Consider the following 19537-nt stretch of genomic DNA (forward strand, 5'->3'; position numbering starts at 1 on the left):
GACCCGAAGCCCCACCGATGTAAAACCCCGAAGGCCAATGGAAACACGGCCCCGAGAATTCTGGCTATTCTCCGACCATAGTTCCAAGCGATAAATCAAGGGTAAATTTTGGAAACAAACGCCACGAGTGTTGCCTGAGCGGTGAAACGCAGCCCTGTCACAGCACCTCGCCGGCCAGTGAATTGGCGCCGGAGGCCGTGATCCGGACGTTGCGAAGATCTCCCGCCGAAATATCGGCTCCGGAAACGTGGACGGCATGCAGATACTCGGACTTGCCAACCATCTGTCCGGCCAGACGCCCGGGTTTCTCAAACAGAACCCGGACTGTCCGACCAACCATGGCATCCTGGATCTCGCGCTGGTGCCGGGTGATCAGAGCCTGCAAGCGTTGCAGACGGTCGTCAGCTTCCTGCGGGTCGACCTGCGGACGCTCGGCCGCAGGCGTGCCCGGCCGGGTCGAATACTTGAACGAATACGCATAGCCATAACGGACCTGCTCGACCAGATCCAACGTGGCCTGGAAATCCTCTTCGGTTTCTTCGGGGAAGCCCACGATGAAATCGCCCGACATCAGGATGTCGGGGCGCGCCTCGCGGATCCGCTCGATCAGACGCAGATAGCTTTCGGCGGTGTGGCTGCGGTTCATCCGCTTGAGGATCTTGTCCGACCCCGACTGCACCGGCAGGTGCAGATAGGGCATCAGCTTTTCGCAGGTGCCATGCGCCTCGATCAGGTCGTCGGTCATGTCGTTGGGATGCGAGGTTGTGAACCGGATGCGCTCCAGCCCATCGATCTTGTTCAATTCCCAGATCAACCCGGCCAGGGTCATGTCGCCATCGGGTCCGGCACCGTGATAGGCGTTGACGTTCTGGCCAAGGAGCGTGATCTCGCGCACGCCGCGCTCGACCAGGTCCTGTGCCTCGCGCAGGATGCGGTCGGCGGGGCGGCTGACCTCGGCCCCGCGGGTATAGGGCACGACGCAGAAGGCGCAGAACTTGTCACAACCCTCCTGCACGGTCAGAAACGCCGTCGGGCCGCGCTTGGCCTTGGGGCGGTTCTTGAGCTTCTCGAACTTGTCCTCTTCGGGGAAATCGGTATCCAGCGCCTTTTCGCCGGCGCGCGTCTTTGCCTCAAGCTCGGGCAGGCGATGGTAGCTTTGCGGGCCGACAACCAGATCGACCAGCGGCTGCCGGCGCATGATCTCTTCGCCCTCGGCCTGTGCCACACAGCCCGCCACGCCGATCTTCAGATCGGGCTTTTCGGCCTTCAACCCCTTGAAGCGGCCCAGTTCGGAATACACCTTTTCGGCCGCCTTTTCGCGGATGTGGCAGGTGTTCAGCAGGATCATGTCCGCATCTTCGGGCGACTGCGTTTCCACATAGCCCTGCCCGCCCAACGCCTCGGACATGCGTTCGCTGTCATAGACGTTCATCTGACAGCCATAGGTCTTGATATACAGCTTTTTCGGTTCGGACATGGGCTGGACCTTTTGCGTTCGCTGGATCGGCGTCGTCTATACGCATCGAACGCCGCTTGCAATGCTGGCGCAATTACCCGAATTTGACGGGTATTTCCAGCAAGGCAGGCTACAAGCGGGCAATGAAATACGAATCCCTCGACCACTTTCTGAAATCGGGCCGGGCAGCGTTGACCAAGGGGCCGGTCGCATTGGTTTTTGCCGAAGACGATGTCGAGCTTGATGGGACCTTGCGCCATCACTTGGACTTGGGGTTCAAATCCGTGATCGTATTTGCACCGGCCCAGTTTTCGATCCTGCCTGAAATCTTGGACCGGGTGCACCGGGTCACGATGCGCTGCTCGCCCAGAAACGTGGTGTTCGACACCATAAATCGCGTCATTCAGGCGGCGCCAAACATCTGGCTGTACTACTGCTACAACTCGGAATACCTGTTCTTTCCGTTCTGCGAAACGCGCACGGTCGCAGAGATGCTGGCCTTTCACGCCGAGGAGCGGCGCGACGCGATGCTCTGCCACGTGATCGACATCTACGCCGACGACCTGTCCGCCTATCCCAACGGCGTGGCCCCGGATCATGCGATGCTGGACAGCACTGGATATTATGCTCATCCCCGGCACGACCGATCGGGACAACCGCTGGAGCGTCAATTGGATATGTCGGGTGGCCTGCGTTGGCGGTTCGAGGATCACATCCCGTATGAACGGCGCCGGATCGACCGGATCGCGCTGTTCAAAAGCTGCAAGGGTCTGACCCTCCAACCCGATCACACCTTTAACGAACCCGAGTACAACACCTATGCCTGTCCCTGGCATCACAACCTGACGGCCGCCATCTGTTCCTTCCGCGCCGCCAAGGCGCTAAAAAGCAACGCGGGATCGACCTTTGATATTCCCAGTTTCCGCTGCCCGTCCTCGGTTCCTTTCCAATGGAACTCGCACCAGTTGCTGGACCTTGGCCTGATGGAACCTGGCCAGTGGTTCTGAGCGGGCCGGAACGGCTCAGCGATTGAGCAGAACCGGGAACCAGTCCTCGCGCAATCGTTGTCCAGCCCGCATGTCATGCCCCGGAAACGGCGGCGACGTCCGGCCCGGACGCTCGACATACCGGGCGTCATCCCCGACCAGCCGCAGCGAGAAGGCGCGGCGCCGGCTGTTCGACTGGTTTCCTCGGGCACCATGCAGGGTTCGAAAGTTGAAGGCGACCGCATCGCCGGGTTCCATGTCGAACTCAACGATCCGCATCCCTTCGGCCACGGGGTCTGGTACCGCGATGTACTGGCCCTCGTCAGGAAAGAAACCCTCCTCCGAAACCCAGCGCGTCGGCAACACTTCCTTTTCCCACAGGTGAGACCCCGCCACGCAACGCAGAGTCGCCTGCGTCACCGGGTCGAGCGGCGACCAGAAGCTTATCGTCTGACGCCCTTCCACAAAGTAATAGGGCCCATCCTGATGCCACGGCGTGGCCATCGAGGTGCCGGGCTCCTTTACCAGAACGTGGTCATGGAAAATCTGGACCGAACGGGACTCCATCAGGTCAGCAGCGACCTCGGCAACCGGAGAGGCTTGAATGACCTGCCGAAACTCGGGGATGCGAGACCAGTTGCAGTAGTCGTCAAAGAAACGGCCGGTTTCGCCTTCTTTCTTGTTTTCCGACGCATATGGCCCGGGATCAGCCATGTTGCGAGCCACCCCTTCTCGCAAGGCATCGACGTGATCGGCGAACAGGCCCTTGACCAGAACAACCCCGTCATTGCGATAGGTTTCGATCATCTCCGGGGAAACAAGAGGGTGTGGCATTTCGGTCTCCGTCATTTGCTGAGGCCGATTTGCACATGTCTGGCACCCCTGTTCAAATCATATCTTTCAAAATAAGCATTAACTCCATGTTATATATCACCTTGCGCCAGTACGAATATGTTTGCGCCATTGGGCGACACGGAAGCCTGTCCGCCGCGGCACAGCACCTGAACGTTTCGCAACCTGCGCTTTCAAACGCGCTGACCCGGGTCGAAGAACACCTGGGCCATCCACTCTTCTCGCGCCGACGCGGCGCGGCAATGTCGCTGACGCCTCAGGGGCGCGAGTTCATCGACAGGGCCGAAGCCTTGCTGACGAGCGCTGCCCGGATCGAAGAGGCGAAAGCCCTAGTTGCAGGAACAAGCCGTTTGAAGTTGGGTTGTTTTGTAGATCTTGCACCGTTCCTCCTGGCGCGGGCAATGCAGACGATCAGGGACACCCTTCCCGATATCGTTCTGACCCACGGTGTTGACACTTTCGAAGGCTTGATCAGCGGATTGACCGACGGCCGTTTCGATCTGGCGCTCACCTACGACCTAGGCCTCGATGCCGGTTTCTCACGCCACAAGCTGCTGGACAGTACGCCAAACGCGCTGGTCAGTCCCGCGCACCCTTTGGCCGGGCAAGGCAGCGTTTCACTTGCCGTGCTTGAGCAATACCCGCTCATCCTGTCCAAAGAAGGTCTGTCAGCGCAGCATGTCCTGGGCTTGTTCCGGCGTCATGGGCTGCACCCCAGCGTGTCCTACCGCGCGGAATCGCTCGAGATCCAACGCAGTCTTGCGGCCCATGGTGAAGGGGTGGGCATCAGCTATGCCAGCCCGCAAAACGGCCTCAGCTATGATCGGATGCCGCTGCTGAGCCTGCCGATCAGCGACCCCGATGCAACCGAGGCCGTGATTCTGGCTCGTCACGGCATCGGCCCTGCGGACACGACAGTCGCCGCTGCTGAACAGGCTCTGGTTAGGTCGCTAGGGAAACTGTAATCAGCGCTTTTTGCGCAGTCGGATGACAACGTCCACCGACGCGATCTCGACCCCGGACGGTGCTTCGGGCAGACGCTGGATAACCAGTTGGTCGGACGGCGCATCGCTCAGGCGGCCCTCGTCCTCCCAGAAGAAATGCGGGTGGTCATGGGTGTTGGTGTCGAAATAGCTTTTTGAGCCGTCCACGGTGATTTCCTGCAGAACGCCGGCATCGCAGAAGGCTCGCAGAGTATTGTAGACCGTAGCAAGGGAAACGGCGTCGCCCTTGTTCTTGGCCGACTCGAACAGGCTTTCGGCGGTGACATGTCGGTGGCGGCCATCGCCCACCAGCAATTCGGCCAAGGCAACACGCTGGCGCGTCGGGCGCAGCCCGGCGTCAACCAACCAGTTCGTAGCGATGTCCCGGCTTTGAGCTGTCATGAAACCATTACCCAATTTCCCCTGCCTCAATATATAAGTGCCGACCACCACCAATTTCAAATGAAATTCATTCGCAACCAACGGCTCTGGCGGGCCGGATGTGTTCGGGTGGTCTTGCAGGACCTTGCAAACGGGTGATAGACGAGGCCAGATTGAATAAACAGACCCCTGGCAGGAGACGCGGCAGAATGGCCCAATTCCCAAGCAGCTTTGACAAGGACGACCTGCTGAAATGCGCCCGCGGCGAACTCTTCGGCCCCGGAAATGCTCAGCTTCCGGCTCCCCCGATGCTGATGATGGACCGCATCACCGACATTTCAGGCGACGGCGGCGCGCACGGCAAGGGGCATGTCGTGGCCGAATTCGACATCACACCGGACCTTTGGTTCTTCGATTGCCACTTTCCCGGAAACCCGATCATGCCGGGTTGTCTGGGTCTTGACGGACTGTGGCAGCTGACGGGTTTCAACCTCGGCTGGCGTGGCTGGCAGGGTCGCGGCTATGCGCTGGGTGTGGGCGAAGTGAAACTGACAGGCATGGTGCGTCCCGACCGCAAGATGCTGACCTATTACGTGGACTTCACAAAGGCAGTCCAGACCCGCCGCCTGACCATGGGTGTGGCGGATGGCCGGGTCGAAGCGGATGGCGAAGTCATCTATCAGGTCAAGGACATGAAGGTTGCATTGTCGGAAAGCTGACCCCAGCTGACTGACAGTCAACAGGGAACGGAACACAGGAGAACGCAAATGCGTCGCGTCGTCGTCACCGGTTTGGGGGTTGTCTCTTCCATCGGGAACAATGCCGAAGAGGTTCTGGCCTCGCTCAAGGCGGGTAAGTCCGGCATCGAGGCCAGCGAGCAGATGGTCGAGCACGGCTTCCGCAGCCAGGTTGCAGGGACGCTCAAGATCGATGTGTCGGAACAGGTCGACAAGCGCACCTTGCGGTTCATGGGACCAGGCGCCGCGTATGCCCATATCGCGATGAGCCAGGCAATCGCTGACGCGGGTCTGAGCGAAGATCAGGTTGTCAACCCGCGTACCGGTCTTGTTGCCGGGTCCGGTGGACCGTCCACCAGCGCCATGCTGACCGCACACCAGACCGTTCTGAAAACCGGCGCAACCAAGCGCATCGGACCGTTTGCCGTACCGAAATGCATGTGCTCGACGATCTCGGCCAACCTGGCGACCGCGTTCAAGATCAAGGGCATCAACTACTCGATCACCTCTGCCTGTTCGACGTCGCTGCATTGCATCGGAAATGCGGCCGAGCAGATCATGCTTGGTAAACAGGACGTGATGTTCGCCGGTGGCGGCGAAGAACTGGACTGGACCCTGTCCTGCCTGTTCGATGCGATGGGCGCGATGTCCTCGAAATACAACGACACACCCGAAAAAGCCTCGCGCGCGTTCGATCAGAACCGCGACGGATTCGTGATCTCGGGCGGCGGCGGCATCGTCGTTCTGGAAGAGCTGGAACATGCTCTGGCCCGGGGCGCGAAGATCTATGCCGAGGTGACGGGATATGCCGCAACCTCCGACGGGCACGACATGGTCGCGCCCTCGGGAGAAGGTGGAGAGCGCGCGATGCGCCTGGCTTTGTCCACCCTGCCCGAAGGCCGCAAGGTCGGCTACATCAACGCGCACGGGACCTCGACACCGGTCGGGGATGTGGGCGAAGTCGAAGCCGTCCGCCGGATTTTCGGCGAGGGCAATGTGCCGCCGATCTCCTCGACCAAGTCGATGACCGGCCACGCTCAGGGTGCTGCCGGCGCGCTCGAGGCGATTTTCTGCCTCTTGATGCTGCAGCATGATTTCATTGCGCCGTCGATCAATGTCGACACGCTGGCCGAAGGCATCCAGCCCGGCGAAATTGCTACTGAGGTTGTTGAAAACGCAGGTTTGGACAGTGTCATGACCAACAGCTTCGGCTTTGGTGGCACCAACGGTTCCATGATTCTGTCCAAGTATAACGGGTGATTATGATGTCGGATTCTATGAAGGGTAAGCGCGGGCTGATCATGGGCGTCGCCAATGATCGGTCGATCGCCTGGGGCATTGCCAAGGCCATGCACGAGGCAGGCGCCGAACTGGCATTCACCTACCAGGGCGAGGCTTTCGGAAAACGGCTGGAACCGCTTGCACAGAGCTTGGGCAGCGACTTCATGGTCGATGCGGACGTGACCGATGACGCTTCGCTGGACCGGGCCTTCGACGAACTGGCAGCCCGTTGGCCAACGATTGATTTCCTCGTCCACGCCATCGCCTATTCGGATAAGACCGAGCTGACCGGGCGGTTCCTCAACACCACGCGGGCGAATTTCAAGCACTCGCTGGATGTCTCGGCCTATTCATTCATCGAAGTGGCCCGTCGCGCCTATCCGATGATGAAAGAAAACGGCGGGACGCTGCTCACCCTGACCTATCAGGGTTCGAACAAGGTCGTGCCGAACTACAATGTCATGGGTGTCGCAAAGGCTGCACTGGAATCGGCGACGCGCTATCTTGCAAACGATCTGGGCCCCGACGGGATCCGGGTCAACGCCATCTCGCCCGGACCTATGAAAACCCTGGCCGGCGCGGCCATCGGGGGGGCTCGCAAGACCTACAAGTTTTGCGACCAAAACGCCCCGCTGCGATCAAATGCTACGCTCGAAGCGGTTGGCGGCACGGCCGTTTACCTTGCGTCGGACGCAGGGGCCTGCACCACCGGTGAAATCATTCGCGTAGACGGCGGATTCCACATCTTGGGAATGCCTCAGCCCGACTTCATGTGACGCGATCTTTCCCTGTCGTTGCCAAGATTTTACCAAACTTCCGCGGCAGGGATATCACATGAGCAAACTAGACCGGATAATCGCGACCAATTCGCGTGCATCTCACTCTCGTCGCAAGACCGGAGTGCTCAGCAGCCGCGCGCGTACGCTGCTGCTGACCCTGACGACATTGTTGGTATTGTGGATCTTCTATACCCAACCGCAGCTTCGTGAGGCGGTTGGGTCATTGTTGGGCGGCTGAACGCGCGCTGATCAGTTGATCGAAACGACCTCGATGTCGAAGATCAGATCCTGGCCCGCCAGCGGGTGGTTTGCGTCTAGGGTCACGGTTTCTTCGTTGGCGTCCACCACCGTCACAGGCAGCGCCTGACCATCGGGGGTCTGCATCTGCAGCTGGGTGCCGGGGTCCAGCGGGATGTCGTCCGGGATGCCTTCGCGCGGGACGTCCTGGCGCATAGCGGGATTGATCGGCCCATAGGCGTCCTGGCAATCCACTTCGACCCGCTTCTTCTCGCCGATTTCCATACCCGGCAGAGCGGCGTCCAGACCGGGAATGATCTGGCCGGACCCCACGGCGAACTCAAGCGGATCGCGTCCTTCCGAGCTGTCGAAAACGTTGCCGTCCCGCAAAGTTCCAGTGTAGTGAATGCGAACTGTGTCGCCTTGTTTGATTGCGGTCATGACTGTCTCCGACCTGAGTTTGGAATGAGCGGTCCAACCTAGAGACTGACCCGGCAATGTAAACCCTTTTACGCTTTAACCCGCGCATGGCCTGTGCCAACCTGCCCCGGAAGATGGGGAGAGGCAGATGGCGATCACAACCTGCGTTTTCGATGCGTACGGAACCCTTTTCGACGTGGCCGCAGCCGCACGTCAGGCGGCCGCCGAACCGGGCCAGGATGCGCTGCGTGACAAGTGGCCTGAACTGGCCAACCACTGGCGGTTGAAGCAGCTGCAATACACGTGGCTGCGTGCTGTGGCGGACGCACATGCCGATTTCTGGGACGTAACGCAGGATGGCCTGGACTGGGCGCTCGAGGCGACAGGCTTGCAGAGGAACCCAGCGCTGCGGCAGAGACTGCTGGACCTGTATTGGGAACTGCAGGCCTATCCCGAGGTTCCCGCCATACTGAAGGCGCTCAAGGATGGCGGGATGCAGACCGCGATCCTGTCAAACGGATCGCCGCCCATGCTGGAAGGCGCGGTCAGATCTGCGGGTATCGGCGGCGTATTGGACGACATACTGTCAGTCGAAAGCGTCGGCGTCTTCAAACCGCATGCACGGGTCTATGATCTTGTGTGCGACCGTTTCGGGTGCGAACGATCGAATGTTCTGTTCGTCAGCTCGAATGGTTGGGACGCCGCCGGAGCCAGCGGGTACGGGTTCGTTACGGCCTGGGTCAACCGCGCCGGCGAACCAATGGACCGATTGCCGTGGACCCCGGCGCATGTCCTGTCCGACCTGGCCTCGATCCCGGAACTGGCGGGCGTTTGATGCCGCAATTCACGACGTCTGACGGTCTGCGCCTGACCTACGAAGAAACAGGCAGCGGCAAGCCGCTGCTGTGCCTTGCCGGCCTGACCAGAAACAGCCGGGATTTTTCCTTCTTCGCGCCGCACGCCAACGGACTGCGTGTCATTACGATGGACTATCGGGGGCGCGGCGACTCGGATTTTGATCCGGATTATTGCAACTATTCCGTTCCGCGCGAGGCACAGGACGTGATCGAGTTGCTGGATCACCTCAAGCTAGATCGGGTCAGCATCCTTGGCACCTCGCGTGGCGGGTTGATTGCCATGACCCTCGCCGCAATTCGCCCCGAACGTCTGAGTGCCGTCATTCTGAATGATGTGGGCCCCGAAATCGAACCGTCGGCCATCGGGCGCATTATGGATTATGTCGGCAAGGCTCCTGCCGCAACAACGCTGGAACAGGCCGCTTTTGCGCTGAAACAGGCAATGGACCCGCAGTTTCCGGGCGTATCGATTGAAACCTGGAGAAAGCAGGCCGCATTCCAATACGAAGAAACCGGCACCGGCCTTCGGTTGCGCTATGACCCCGCATTGAGAACCGCGTTGAAAGAACAGATTGCAGCGGGCCCGCCCGCTGATTTGTGGCCATTGTTCGAAGCCCTGAACCCGCTTCCCACCGGAGTAATCCGTGGAGCGAACTCGGACTTGCTGAGCGCCGAGACCCTTACAGAGATGCACCGGCGTCACGCGGGGCTGATTTCGGCTGAAGTGCCCGACCGGGGCCATGTTCCATTTCTGGACGAACCGCAGTCCATTACCGTCATTCGCAAAGTACTGGATTTGATATGAGCACAATTGACCTGATCGAAGCCGCTGCCGTGCTCCTGCAAGGGCACGCGCGCGAAACCCCGATCCTCACATCGCCGTTTCTGGACGACCTTGCCGGGCGGCGCGTTCTGGTCAAGCCCGAGTGTCTTCAACACACCGGAAGCTTCAAGTTTCGCGGCGCGTGGTCTGCGATTTCCGCCCTGGATTCCGAGGCTCGCAAACGCGGGGTGATCGCGTATTCATCAGGCAACCATGCGCAGGGCGTGGCGCATGCCGCTACGCTTCATGGTGTTCAGTCCGTCATCATCATGCCATCCGACGCACCGGCTCTGAAAATCAAAAACACTCGCGCGTTGGGCGCCGAGGTCATCCTATATGATCGCGCCAATGAAAGCCGCGAAGAGATCGGCGAGGCGTTGTCCCGGGAGCGCGGTCTTACGTTGATCCGCCCGTATGACGAACCGCAGGTGATCGCCGGTCAGGGCACCGTCGGCCTCGAGGTGGCGCGGCAGGCGCGCGATCTCGGTGTGACCGACGCCGATGTTCTGGTATGCTGTGGTGGCGGTGGACTGACCTCAGGCGTGGCACTTGCCCTGGAAAAACATGCGCCGGGTCTCAGGGCGCGCCCCTGCGAACCCGAAGGATTCGACGATGTCAAAAGATCCCTGGCCTCGGGGTCCGTTCAGACCAACAACGCAGCCGCAGGCAATATCTGCGACGCGATCCTGACACCGCGGCCCGGTGATATTACCTTCCCGATCCTTCGTCGCCTCTGCGGACCGGGATTGGCGGTATCCGAAGACGAGGCTCTCCGCGCCATGGCCTTGGCGTTCCTGCGCCTCAAGGTCGTTCTGGAACCGGGTGGGGCAGTCTCGTTGGCGTCGGCGTTGTTCCGCAAGGACGAGATCCAGGGCGACGCCGTTATCGTCGTGGCATCGGGCGGGAATGTCGATCCACAGGTCTTTGCCCGCGCGTTGGAATTCCTTACCTGACAACGGGTTAGGACAGATGCAATAAATCGCGGCGTAAACTGTCGGAATGATCGCAGCAAAAAAGGCTGACCAGATGCACATCGCTGATTTCGGAGATGTTCAGATTCACTATCGCTTGGACGGTGACCCGGATGGTCCACCTCTGGTCTTTGCCAATTCGTTGGGCACCGACATGCGCTTGTGGGACCCCGTGCTGCCTCTGCTCCCCAAAGGTCTGCGCATCATCCGCTATGACAAGCGGGGACACGGCCTGTCCTCGCAACCGGATGGTCCCTATTCGATGGGAAGTCTGGTGCGCGATGCCGAGCGGCTCCTGGACTTTCTCGAGGTGCGGGATTGCGTCTTCGTCGGCCTGTCGATCGGCGGAATGATCGCGCAGGGGCTGGCCGTCAAGCGGATGGATCAGATCCGGGCGATGGTCCTGTCCAACACGGCCGCCAAAATCGGGACGCCCGCCATGTGGGCCGATCGGATGGCCGCCGTTCGTGCAGGTGGGATCGAGGCGCTGGCCGACGCAACCATGGAGCGCTGGTTTTCGAAAGCATTTCGGGAAACCCCCGATGTCGAGCTATGGCGCAATATGATGGTACGCCAACCGGTGCAGGGGTATCTGGGCTGCTGCTCCGCCATCTCGGGCACGGATTTCTATACGCCAACCAGCGGGCTCAGACTGCCGACGCTGGGAATTGCGGGCTCGGAAGATGGCTCGACCCCTCCCGATCTGGTGCGCGAAACCGTCGACCTGATCCCCGGCTCCCGGTTCGAGCTGATCCGCAAGGCCGGGCACCTGCCCTGCGTCGAGCGGCCCGAGGTCTACGCCGAGCTGCTGAACGCTTTTCTGCGAGAAACCGGACATATCTGAAGGAGGTCACGGTGGCGGAATTTCTTCTTGTTCACGGGTCTTGCCACGGCGCATGGTGCTGGCGCGATCTGATACCGGAACTTGAGAATCTGGGGCATTCGGTCCGTGCGATCGACCTGCCCAGCCATGGATCGGACCCGACCCCAGTATCCGAGGTCACGCTCGAGACATGTCGAGATGCGGTTTTGAATGCCACGACCCCGCAAACGATCCTTGTCGGCCACTCCTGGGGCGGCTACCCGATCAGTGCGGCCGCCGAATTCGCCCCAGACCGGATGCGGGCCCTGATCTATGTCTGCGCCTACGTGCCGGTCCCCGGGCTGTCGATGATAGAAATGCGCCGGCGTGCACCAAGGCAGCTGATTGGCGATGCGGTCGAGAAATCGGCAGACGGACTGTCCTACAGCGTGTTGCCGGACCGGGTGCAATCCCTCTTCTACCACGACTGTCCGGCCGACGTTGTTACCTATGCCCTGGCCCGCCTGTGCCCGCAGGCGATCCGCCCGCAGGACACGCCGTTGGTTCTGAGCGAGCGTTTTGACGGAATTCCCAAGGCCTATATCCTCACCATGGATGACCGGACGATTCCAACTGAATACCAGGAAGAGATGAGCCATTGCGCGCCGCCCGAATTGCGCCTGACGATCGACAGCTCCCATTCTCCATTCTTCTCGCATCCGGCGGATCTGGCCCGCCAATTGGACGCAATCGCTACCCGCGTCTGAGATCCGGCCGGGTCAAAGCTGACGTACCGTCAGTCGAGATTTTCGCCTCGATCACAAAAGACCGGGTTACAACGCGACAGGCTGACGACTAAGGTCTTGCAAAATAAGTCATTCGTGCGGTTTCATGCGTCTTCCTTTTCTGTTCGTTCTCGGCACAGTCATGATCGATGCCATGGGCATCGGACTGGTCATGCCGATCATGCCTCAGCTGATCGTTGAGGTTCAGGGCGGCTCTCTGGCATCGGCAGCCATCTGGGGCGGGATCCTCAGCACGGCCTTTGCCGCGATGCAATTCCTGTTCGGTCCGGTGCTGGGCAACCTGTCGGATGCTTACGGACGCCGCGCGGTCTTGCTGGTTTCCCTGTTGGTCATGAGCTTGGACTACGTGGTCATGGCCATGGCCGGCAGTATCTGGCTGCTGCTGATCGGCCGCATCGTGGGTGGCATCACCGCGGCCACCCACTCTACCGCAGCGGCCTTTATGGCGGACGTTTCGAAACCTCATGAAAAGGCCGCCAATTTCGGTCTCATCGGAGCAGCTTTTGGTGTGGGTTTCGTCCTCGGCCCTTTGATGGGCGGATTGCTGAGCGAATACGGAACCCGCGCCCCGTTCTGGGCGGCTGCCGGATTGTCATTTGCGAATTTCCTGCTGGGCCTCGCGGTCATGCCTGAGACGGTGACCGACAAGAACCGCCGCGGATTCCGCTGGCACCGCGCGCGTCCTGACAGCGCATTACGTGCCATCGCCGCCCTGCCCGGCATCCGACCGTTGCTATGGGTATACTTTTTGTACTCGGTATCGATCTACGTCTATCCCGCCATCTGGTCATACTTCACGACCGAGCGTTTCGGTTGGTCACCGCAGATGATCGGGTTGTCACTCGCGGTCTACGGATTGGGCATGGCGGCAGTTCAGGGCGGCTTGATCCGCCCCGCTACCCGCCACTTGGGAGAGCGGACCACGATCGTTTGGGGCATGATCTTCGAGATCGTCAGCTTTCTGGCCCTGGGTTTTCTCACAAACGGCACAATTGCGTTGATGCTGATTCCGATCACCGCACTGGGCGCCGTCGTGACGCCGGCCCTTCAGGCACAGATGTCACGTGCAACCCCGGATTCGCAGCAGGGAGAGCTTCAGGGGGTTCTGGCCGCGCTCCACGCGCTGTCGATGGTGATCTCCCCGTTGGTGATGACCACCGTTTTCGCCCAATTCGCGCGCGTTGATGCAGCATTCTACCTTCCAGGGGCCCCGTTCCTGTTGGCATTGCTGCTGATGCTGGCCGGATTCGTCCTGTTTCTGCGCGCACATCCCAGCGAAACGTAACAACGACACGGGAATGACGGTTTCAGCCTTGCGGACCGCAGGTTCCCGCGTCACCGTGGCCCAAACCAAACGAGGGATCCATGCAGACCATCAAAGCCGCCGTATGCCGCGCCTTCAACGAACCGCTTGTCATCGAAGACATCCAGATCGCGCCGCCCGGCATGGGCGAGGTCGAAGTCACGCTGGATGCAGTGGCGATCTGCCACTCCGACATCACCTATGCCAGCGGCGCTTGGGGCGGGTTTCTGCCCGCCGTCTACGGGCACGAGGCCGCCGGTGTGATCGCGGCCGTCGGAGAAGCCAGCGGCGGGTTCAAGGTTGGCGATGCGGTCGTGGTGACCCTGATCCGCGCCTGCGGGTCCTGCCCGTCCTGCGCCAGCGGCAAGCCGGTGATCTGCGAAACACCCTATGACACCGTCAAGGGCCCGCTGCGCACAGCTGACGGTGGGCCGCTGGAGCAGGCCATGGCCTGCGGCGCCTTTGCCGAAAAGGTCGTGGTCAGCCACCGCCAGATCGTCAAGATACCCGACGCGATGCCCAAGGACGTGGCCAGCCTGCTGTCCTGCGGGGTGATCACCGGTGTGGGGGCGGCGGTCAACGCCGCGCAGTTGCGCCCGGGTCAGGATGTCGTGGTCATCGGTGCTGGCGGTGTGGGTCTGAACGCCATCCAGGGCGCGCGGCTGGCCGGCGCCCGGCGGATCGTGGCCGTGGACATGACCGAGGAAAAGCTGGAAATCGCCAAGGAATTCGGCGCCACGCACGGGGTTCTGGCCACGCTGAAAGAACCGTGGAAGGCGGCCTACAAGGCGCTGGGCGGTCGCGGGGCTGATGCGGTTCTGATCACCGTCGGCGCGATCCCCGCCTATGATCAGGCGCCCCGCTATCTGGGTCGCGGTGGCAAGGCGGTGATGATCGGCATGCCGCATTCCGGCGCGCAATCCAGCTATGAGCCGGTCATTCTGGCGGCCCTAGGTCAGGGCATGGTCGGGTCGAAGATGGGCGACGTGGTGATCCAGCGCGACATTCCGTGGATGATCGATCTGTATGAACAGGGGCGGCTGAAGCTGGACGAGCTGATCTCGGGTCGCTGGACGCTGGAACAGATCAACGAAGCCATCGAAGACACCAAGACCGGGTCGGCCAAGCGCAACGTCATCGTATTCGACCGGGGCTGACGGCCCCGGCCAACCGGCGGGAGGAGACAGGATGAAACTGCAGGAACTCGACGTCATCGTGACCGCTCCGCCCGCGCCGGGCTGGGGCGGGCGCTATTGGATTTTGGTGAAGGTCACCACCGATACCGGCATCACGGGCTGGGGCGAGTGTTATGCCTCCTCGGTCGGTCCCGAGGCGATGAAACACGTCATTTACGACGTCTTCGACCGCCACATGGCCGGCGAAAACCCCGAGAATATCGAGCTGATGTTCCGTCGCGCCTATTCCAGCGGCTTCACCCAGCGCCCCGACCTGACCGTGATGGGCGCGTTCTCGGGGCTGGAAATTGCGTGTTGGGACATTCTGGGCAAGGACCGGGGCCGCCCGGTATACGCTCTGATCGGCGGCCGGATGAACGACCGCATCCGGGCCTACACCTATCTGTACCCGCTGCCGCAGCACAATCTGACCGATTTCTGGACCTCTCCCGAACAGGCCGCGGAAAGCGCCACCGAAGCGGTCCGGCGCGGCTTCACCGCGGTCAAGTTCGACCCCGCCGGCCCCTACACAATGCGCGGCGGGCATATGCCAGCCATGTCCGACATCTCGATGTCGGTGGCCTTCTGCAAGGCGATCCGCCAGGCCGTGGGCGACAAGGCCGACCTGCTGTTCGGCACCCATGGCCAGTTCAACACTGCCGGCGCCATCCGTCTTGGGCAGGCGATCGAGCCGTATTCGCCGCTGTGGTTCGAAGAGCCCACCCCCCCGGACATGATCGAGGACATGGCCCGCGTCGCCCGCAATGTCCGCATTCCCGTAGCCACGGGCGAGCGGATGACGACAAAGGCCGAATTCGGCGCGGTTCTGCGCGCCGGCGCGGCCGAGATCCTGCAGCCCGCCTTGGGCCGGGCCGGTGGGATCTGGGAGATGAAGAAGGTCGCCGCCATGGCCGAGGTCTTCAATGCGCAGATTGCGCCGCATCTCTATGCCGGGCCGGTGGAATGGGCCGCGAACATCCATCTCGCGGCCTCGATCCCGAACCTTTTGCTGCTCGAGACCATCGAAACGCCGTTTCATGACCAGCTGATCAAGGGCTCGATCCGGGTCGATAACGGCTTTGTCGAGCCGCCTTCGGCCCCCGGCCTGGGCATCGAGGTCGACGAGGAACTGGCCCGCGCCCACCCCTATTCCGGCGACGGTCTGCACCTGCAGATGCAGGAAGACCCCTGCGACTATGTCAACGGCAATGCCTTTCAGGGCGGGGCCCCGGCAACCGAGGGATGACAATTTCAGACAAGTTGGTGCATACTGCGTCCACCCCTTATTTCCATCCCCAAGGTACCACGTGACTTTCACTGACGCCGAATTGACGACCCCACAATCCGAATTGCCCTCGGAAATGGAGGAAAGCGCCGCGCAAGCTGCAGCTTTCCTCAAGACGCTGGCGCATCAGGGCCGCTTGATGATCCTGTGCCATCTCGCGGCTGGAGAACGCTCGGTGGGCGAGCTTGAAGCCTTGCTCAAGTTGCGCCAGGCCGCTGTCAGCCAAATGCTGGCGCGTCTGCGAACCGAAGGCCTGGTTTCAACCCGCCGAGAGGGCAAGACGATCTACTATTCGCTGCGCGACGGCAAAGCCAAGCAGGTGATCGAGTTGATGCATTCCCTGTTCTGTAGCCCGCAGGCCTGAACCTGTCAGCGTGATACATAGCCTGCGATCACCTGCAACAGCTTGAACGCGGTCGCAGCATCGTTTTCCACCACGGCCAGGAACTCTTCCTCGCCGATACGCAGGCAGGTCAGATCGGTTTCGGCCACCATGCTGAGTGCACGGGGCTCTTTGCGGATCAGGCCCAGTTCGCCCACCAGGGTGCCGCTGCCGACGCGGGTCACCAGCCGATCCTCCTCCGGCGGCTGCGGCAGGTACAGACCCGCTTCGCCGTCGATGATCATGTAGGCACCATCGGTCGGCTGGTCATCCTTGAGGAACACGACTTCGCCGGCCTTTGCCTCGTACCAGCGCGCACCAAAGGCCAGCAGCCGCAGCTGACGACGATCCAGCCCCGAAAACAGCGGCGTCTGTTCCAAGGCACGCAGCTTTCGCGTGAGGTCCGCCGAGGCTGCACTGTCACCTTCGACATCCGACGGAACCTGATCGGACACTACGCGCCCCTGTCGGATCTCGACGAACATGTCGAAAGCGCCGGGGTTCTTGAACTGTTCGTTTAGGTAGATGATCGTGGCGTCCGGAAGCAGCTCTCGCAGGTTTCTGAACACAGCCACCTGCGTGTCCATGCCATAACTCGCCAGCGCGTTTTCCAGTATAAGGATATCCGGCTTCTTGATTGTCGCGCGGGTAAAGGCCAAAGGCTCGGCCAGCGCGGCCGGCAGGTTCTGCCCGCCCAGCGCGACCGGTACATCGTAGATCAGCTCAACCACCAGCGGACGGGCTCCGTTTTCGGTCAGCACGTCTGCGATCACTTTCCGAACCTCGTCCGACCGCGCGCCCCCGATCTGGCTGACCTTGCCGAACAGCGCATTCTCCATAACCGTCAATCCGGGCGCAAAGGTGGCCGGGTCCAGCGGCTCGAACACGTCGTTCAGGCGCTCCATCAACTTGTCGGAATGGCTGTGCCGCAGTTCGAGGATGCGGTTCTTGAGCTCTTCGGAAAAGGCCGGCCCAATCTGTTCGGCCGAGATCACGAAAGGCACGGCCAGCAGGCTGGCCAACTGGTCATCGTCCAACCCCGATGCGCCGGTTTCCCGGGTCCTCTCTACCAGGTCGACAGCGGCTTCGTAGGTGGCGGCCTCGAGACCCAGCTTGCGGAACAACGGGTGATCCGTCCCGTCCAGACCAAAGATCTGACGCAGCATTTCGATCACGTCACGTGTCAGGCCGACCAGTGTTTCATCCAGACCCAACTCGCGCAACTGCCCCAGGAAAACGGTCTGCCGGGCCAGCAACTCTTGCGTCACCTGCACGCGTGGCACAGCAAACAGCAGGTTTTCGGCAACGGGCAGCGCAGCGTTGTACGTCATGCGGTCGAAAATCAGGGCTTGCGACTCCAGACCGGCCTTTTTGACGGCGTCCTGCACCAAGGGCCGCAGCTCGATCAGCTTGGCAGCAAGGTCGGGGTGTTTTTCAGGATCGAAACCCAACTCGGCCCCGCGTTGGAACAAGGTGGGCCCGGAGCCCAGTCCGTCGATCAGCTTCAGCCACCAATCGCGCAGCTGCTCGGCCGTTTCGAACCCGGCCAGGGAAGGGTCCAGCCAAGTGGCCCGGAAGGGATCGGGGCTGTTGCCCGCACGCAGCGTTTCAAGGTGGTCCGCGTCCTCCGGTGGAGCGGTCAGAGGCCTGAGCTGCATCGGCATCATCACGTTGCCGCCAACGGTTCCCTGGAACATCACCGGTCGCGATGTGGCATGACCGATCCGGGCCGCCACGACGGCCTGGTGCAGCGAGGACAGGTTAACACCCCCGATTTCGACCCGGCCCGAACTTGGCAGGATCTCCCGGGTCAATAGATCCGCCAAGGCCCGGCGGTCCTCTTCGCTGGGGGCGGCGACCCCTATGGTCTTACCGGCGGGGAAAGTCAGGTTCAGATCATCCAGAACCTGATTGCCATCCAGATCACGCACCGAGACCTGCTCCAACTCGATCGGGCCATTCAGGTGCGGTCGGCTGTCGGGCTCGCCTTCGAACAGGCTTTCATCCAGCATGCCGCTCGGGGCGAACCGTTCGATGACCACCTCCCAGCGCAGAGACATGTCCTGTGTCTGGTTGTAATAGGTCAGCAGTTCCTTCCAGGGCGAGCTGAGGTCCTTGTAGGCAGCGAGCGCGGCCACGAGAGCACCGAGCGAAACTGACCCCTGCAGAACCAGCAAACCACCGACCAGGTAGAATAGGAACGGAGTCAATTGAGAGATGAAGTTGTTGATGAACTTCATGAAGAATTTTTTCTGGTAGATCTCGAACCGGATGCTGAACAGCCGGGACAGTTGATCTGAAATCAGCGCTCGGCGGTGGCGCCAGCCGCCGTTCTGCCGCAGGGTTGCCGCGCCTGCTGCATTCTCGCCGATCTGAGCCGCCAGTACGCGCACCTCTTGGATCCGGCGCTTGTTCAACAGGTTGATCTGGCGCTGCAATCGCGGGATCAGCCAGGCCTGCAATGGGATCAGCGCGACAGCAGCCAATCCGAACCAGACGCTTTGCAGGAATAGAAAGGACAGGATTGTCAGCATCTGCCCCGCCTGAAGGACAGGCTGGCTGATCGCATCGCCCATCAGCCCGCCCATCGGCTCGCTTTCGGCGGTGATCATCGAGACCAGTTCGCCCTGACTGACGCGCTCGAAATAGGGTTGAGGAAACAACAGTGCGCGATTGATCAACTGGTATCTGAACCGGCGCAGCATTCGTTCGCTGAGAACGCCTTTCATCGTGTTGATGCGCATCTTCATCAAACCATGCGCCAACACCGCCGCCAAAAAGGCGAAGCACAAAATTACCAGAAACGTCGTCTGCGACAGACTGTATCCCCAGACATCCACGATCTCGCTGGAGGCGCCGATTGCGTCGTTGATGATGCGTTTGGGCAATTCAAGCGTCAGGTACAGCAGCGGGAACAAAGTTGCCGTCACGGCCAGCAGAACAAGCTGATCACGCTTGGAATACTTCCAAATAAATCCAAAAATTGAACGTTCTATGGCCCCTGCCCCTACTGGTGACCCG

Annotated in this window: 20 protein-coding genes; 15 read left to right on the top strand and 5 right to left on the bottom strand. The window is 61.1% G+C overall.

Annotation, left to right across the window (positions count from 1 at the left end; genetic code table 11):
- Nucleotides 1-157 precede the first annotated feature (157 nt).
- On the bottom strand, nt 158-1477 hold the full coding sequence (miaB, locus tag ACR0BA_RS07900) for a tRNA (N6-isopentenyl adenosine(37)-C2)-methylthiotransferase MiaB (RefSeq protein WP_480727223.1): 1320 nt from the start codon (nt 1475-1477) through the stop codon (nt 158-160).
- Nucleotides 1478-1599: 122 nt separating this feature from the next.
- Between miaB and ACR0BA_RS07905 the strand changes: the two genes are divergently transcribed.
- On the top strand, nt 1600-2463 hold the full coding sequence (locus tag ACR0BA_RS07905; RefSeq protein ID WP_480727224.1) for a glycosyltransferase family 2 protein: 864 nt from the start codon (nt 1600-1602) through the stop codon (nt 2461-2463).
- Between the two features lie 15 nt (nt 2464-2478).
- Here ACR0BA_RS07905 and ACR0BA_RS07910 read toward each other — a convergent pair whose 3' ends face one another.
- Nucleotides 2479-3276, bottom strand: a complete 798-nt coding sequence (locus ACR0BA_RS07910; RefSeq protein WP_170357075.1) for a phytanoyl-CoA dioxygenase family protein — start codon at nt 3274-3276, stop codon at nt 2479-2481.
- An 86-nt stretch (nt 3277-3362) separates the two neighbouring features.
- Here ACR0BA_RS07910 and ACR0BA_RS07915 point away from each other — a divergent pair, with 86 nt between their 5' ends.
- Nucleotides 3363-4259: a LysR family transcriptional regulator gene (locus ACR0BA_RS07915; protein WP_480727225.1), complete on the top strand. Its 897-nt coding sequence runs from the start codon at nt 3363-3365 to the stop codon at nt 4257-4259.
- Here the strand turns inward: ACR0BA_RS07915 and irrA are convergent, their stop codons facing one another.
- On the bottom strand, nt 4260-4679 hold the full coding sequence (gene irrA, locus ACR0BA_RS07920; RefSeq protein WP_480727226.1) for an iron response transcriptional regulator IrrA: 420 nt from the start codon (nt 4677-4679) through the stop codon (nt 4260-4262).
- A 188-nt stretch (nt 4680-4867) separates the two neighbouring features.
- On the opposite strand from irrA, the gene fabA reads away from it, so the two are divergent.
- From fabA to ACR0BA_RS07940, 4 genes are read left to right on the top strand one after another with little or no spacing between them, the layout of a single operon-like run.
- Complete coding sequence (gene fabA / locus ACR0BA_RS07925) at nt 4868-5377, top strand: bifunctional 3-hydroxydecanoyl-ACP dehydratase/trans-2-decenoyl-ACP isomerase (protein ID WP_093964585.1); 510 nt, start codon at nt 4868-4870, stop codon at nt 5375-5377.
- Nucleotides 5378-5425: 48 nt separating this feature from the next.
- The gene (fabB, locus tag ACR0BA_RS07930; RefSeq protein ID WP_170339862.1) at nt 5426-6655 is read left to right on the top strand and encodes a beta-ketoacyl-ACP synthase I; all 1230 of its coding nucleotides are present in this window, start codon (nt 5426-5428) and stop codon (nt 6653-6655) included.
- Nucleotides 6656-6660: 5 nt separating this feature from the next.
- A complete protein-coding gene (locus ACR0BA_RS07935) occupies nt 6661-7452 on the top strand; it encodes an enoyl-ACP reductase FabI (protein ID WP_093965010.1) in 792 nt (263 codons plus the stop codon).
- Nucleotides 7453-7510: 58 nt separating this feature from the next.
- Complete coding sequence (locus tag ACR0BA_RS07940) at nt 7511-7693, top strand: hypothetical protein (protein WP_170357073.1); 183 nt, start codon at nt 7511-7513, stop codon at nt 7691-7693.
- A gap of 11 nt (nt 7694-7704) precedes the next feature.
- Here the strand turns inward: ACR0BA_RS07940 and ACR0BA_RS07945 are convergent, their stop codons facing one another.
- Nucleotides 7705-8133 (bottom strand): FKBP-type peptidyl-prolyl cis-trans isomerase, encoded by a 429-nt coding sequence (locus ACR0BA_RS07945; RefSeq protein ID WP_170339858.1) that lies wholly within the window; start codon nt 8131-8133, stop codon nt 7705-7707.
- 127 nt (nt 8134-8260) lie between these two features.
- On the opposite strand from ACR0BA_RS07945, the gene ACR0BA_RS07950 reads away from it, so the two are divergent.
- The 9 genes from ACR0BA_RS07950 to ACR0BA_RS07990 all read left to right on the top strand — a co-directional run bounded on the left by ACR0BA_RS07950 (nt 8261) and on the right by ACR0BA_RS07990 (nt 16498).
- Nucleotides 8261-8947 carry a haloacid dehalogenase type II gene (locus ACR0BA_RS07950; protein WP_480727228.1) on the top strand — a complete coding sequence of 229 codons (687 nt, stop codon included), beginning with the start codon at nt 8261-8263 and terminating at the stop codon, nt 8945-8947.
- A complete protein-coding gene (locus ACR0BA_RS07955) occupies nt 8947-9774 on the top strand; it encodes an alpha/beta fold hydrolase (RefSeq protein WP_480727230.1) in 828 nt (275 codons plus the stop codon). The genes ACR0BA_RS07950 and ACR0BA_RS07955 overlap by 1 nt, the downstream gene beginning before the upstream one ends.
- On the top strand, nt 9771-10745 hold the full coding sequence (locus ACR0BA_RS07960) for a threonine ammonia-lyase (RefSeq protein ID WP_480727231.1): 975 nt from the start codon (nt 9771-9773) through the stop codon (nt 10743-10745). Before ACR0BA_RS07955 ends, ACR0BA_RS07960 begins: the two co-directional genes overlap by 4 nt.
- A gap of 73 nt (nt 10746-10818) precedes the next feature.
- Nucleotides 10819-11607, top strand: a complete 789-nt coding sequence (gene pcaD / locus ACR0BA_RS07965) for a 3-oxoadipate enol-lactonase (RefSeq protein ID WP_170365203.1) — start codon at nt 10819-10821, stop codon at nt 11605-11607.
- An 11-nt stretch (nt 11608-11618) separates the two neighbouring features.
- Nucleotides 11619-12332: an alpha/beta fold hydrolase gene (locus ACR0BA_RS07970; protein WP_170357068.1), complete on the top strand. Its 714-nt coding sequence runs from the start codon at nt 11619-11621 to the stop codon at nt 12330-12332.
- A gap of 124 nt (nt 12333-12456) precedes the next feature.
- Nucleotides 12457-13656 (top strand): TCR/Tet family MFS transporter, encoded by a 1200-nt coding sequence (locus ACR0BA_RS07975; RefSeq protein WP_480727233.1) that lies wholly within the window; start codon nt 12457-12459, stop codon nt 13654-13656.
- Between the two features lie 80 nt (nt 13657-13736).
- Entirely contained in the window at nt 13737-14831 is a 1095-nt protein-coding gene (locus ACR0BA_RS07980; protein WP_480727234.1) for a Zn-dependent alcohol dehydrogenase, read from the top strand.
- A gap of 31 nt (nt 14832-14862) precedes the next feature.
- On the top strand, nt 14863-16095 hold the full coding sequence (locus ACR0BA_RS07985; RefSeq protein ID WP_480727235.1) for a mandelate racemase/muconate lactonizing enzyme family protein: 1233 nt from the start codon (nt 14863-14865) through the stop codon (nt 16093-16095).
- Nucleotides 16096-16210: 115 nt separating this feature from the next.
- On the top strand, nt 16211-16498 hold the full coding sequence (locus ACR0BA_RS07990; protein ID WP_170340532.1) for an ArsR/SmtB family transcription factor: 288 nt from the start codon (nt 16211-16213) through the stop codon (nt 16496-16498).
- 5 nt (nt 16499-16503) lie between these two features.
- Here the strand turns inward: ACR0BA_RS07990 and ACR0BA_RS07995 are convergent, their stop codons facing one another.
- Nucleotides 16504-19500, bottom strand: coding sequence for a cyclic nucleotide-binding domain-containing protein (locus ACR0BA_RS07995; RefSeq protein ID WP_480727479.1), 2997 nt, complete (start codon nt 19498-19500; stop codon nt 16504-16506).
- Nucleotides 19501-19537 lie beyond the last annotated feature (37 nt).

Source organism: Ruegeria sp. CI5 (assembly GCF_056536885.1).

Coding starts and splice junctions, on each gene's coding strand:
- ACR0BA_RS07955 (WP_480727230.1), top strand. CDS start 8,947: ATGCCGCAATTCACGACGTCTGACGGTCTGCGCCTGACCTACGAAGAA.
- fabA (WP_093964585.1), top strand. CDS start 4,868: ATGGCCCAATTCCCAAGCAGCTTTGACAAGGACGACCTGCTGAAATGC.
- fabB (WP_170339862.1), top strand. CDS start 5,426: ATGCGTCGCGTCGTCGTCACCGGTTTGGGGGTTGTCTCTTCCATCGGG.
- ACR0BA_RS07945 (WP_170339858.1), bottom strand. CDS start 8,133: ATGACCGCAATCAAACAAGGCGACACAGTTCGCATTCACTACACTGGA.
- irrA (WP_480727226.1), bottom strand. CDS start 4,679: ATGACAGCTCAAAGCCGGGACATCGCTACGAACTGGTTGGTTGACGCC.
- ACR0BA_RS07990 (WP_170340532.1), top strand. CDS start 16,211: ATGGAGGAAAGCGCCGCGCAAGCTGCAGCTTTCCTCAAGACGCTGGCG.
- ACR0BA_RS07940 (WP_170357073.1), top strand. CDS start 7,511: ATGAGCAAACTAGACCGGATAATCGCGACCAATTCGCGTGCATCTCAC.
- pcaD (WP_170365203.1), top strand. CDS start 10,819: ATGCACATCGCTGATTTCGGAGATGTTCAGATTCACTATCGCTTGGAC.
- ACR0BA_RS07975 (WP_480727233.1), top strand. CDS start 12,457: ATGCGTCTTCCTTTTCTGTTCGTTCTCGGCACAGTCATGATCGATGCC.
- ACR0BA_RS07935 (WP_093965010.1), top strand. CDS start 6,661: ATGTCGGATTCTATGAAGGGTAAGCGCGGGCTGATCATGGGCGTCGCC.
- ACR0BA_RS07960 (WP_480727231.1), top strand. CDS start 9,771: ATGAGCACAATTGACCTGATCGAAGCCGCTGCCGTGCTCCTGCAAGGG.
- miaB (WP_480727223.1), bottom strand. CDS start 1,477: ATGTCCGAACCGAAAAAGCTGTATATCAAGACCTATGGCTGTCAGATG.
- ACR0BA_RS07915 (WP_480727225.1), top strand. CDS start 3,363: ATGTTATATATCACCTTGCGCCAGTACGAATATGTTTGCGCCATTGGG.
- ACR0BA_RS07905 (WP_480727224.1), top strand. CDS start 1,600: ATGAAATACGAATCCCTCGACCACTTTCTGAAATCGGGCCGGGCAGCG.
- ACR0BA_RS07910 (WP_170357075.1), bottom strand. CDS start 3,276: ATGCCACACCCTCTTGTTTCCCCGGAGATGATCGAAACCTATCGCAAT.
- ACR0BA_RS07980 (WP_480727234.1), top strand. CDS start 13,737: ATGCAGACCATCAAAGCCGCCGTATGCCGCGCCTTCAACGAACCGCTT.
- ACR0BA_RS07985 (WP_480727235.1), top strand. CDS start 14,863: ATGAAACTGCAGGAACTCGACGTCATCGTGACCGCTCCGCCCGCGCCG.
- ACR0BA_RS07950 (WP_480727228.1), top strand. CDS start 8,261: ATGGCGATCACAACCTGCGTTTTCGATGCGTACGGAACCCTTTTCGAC.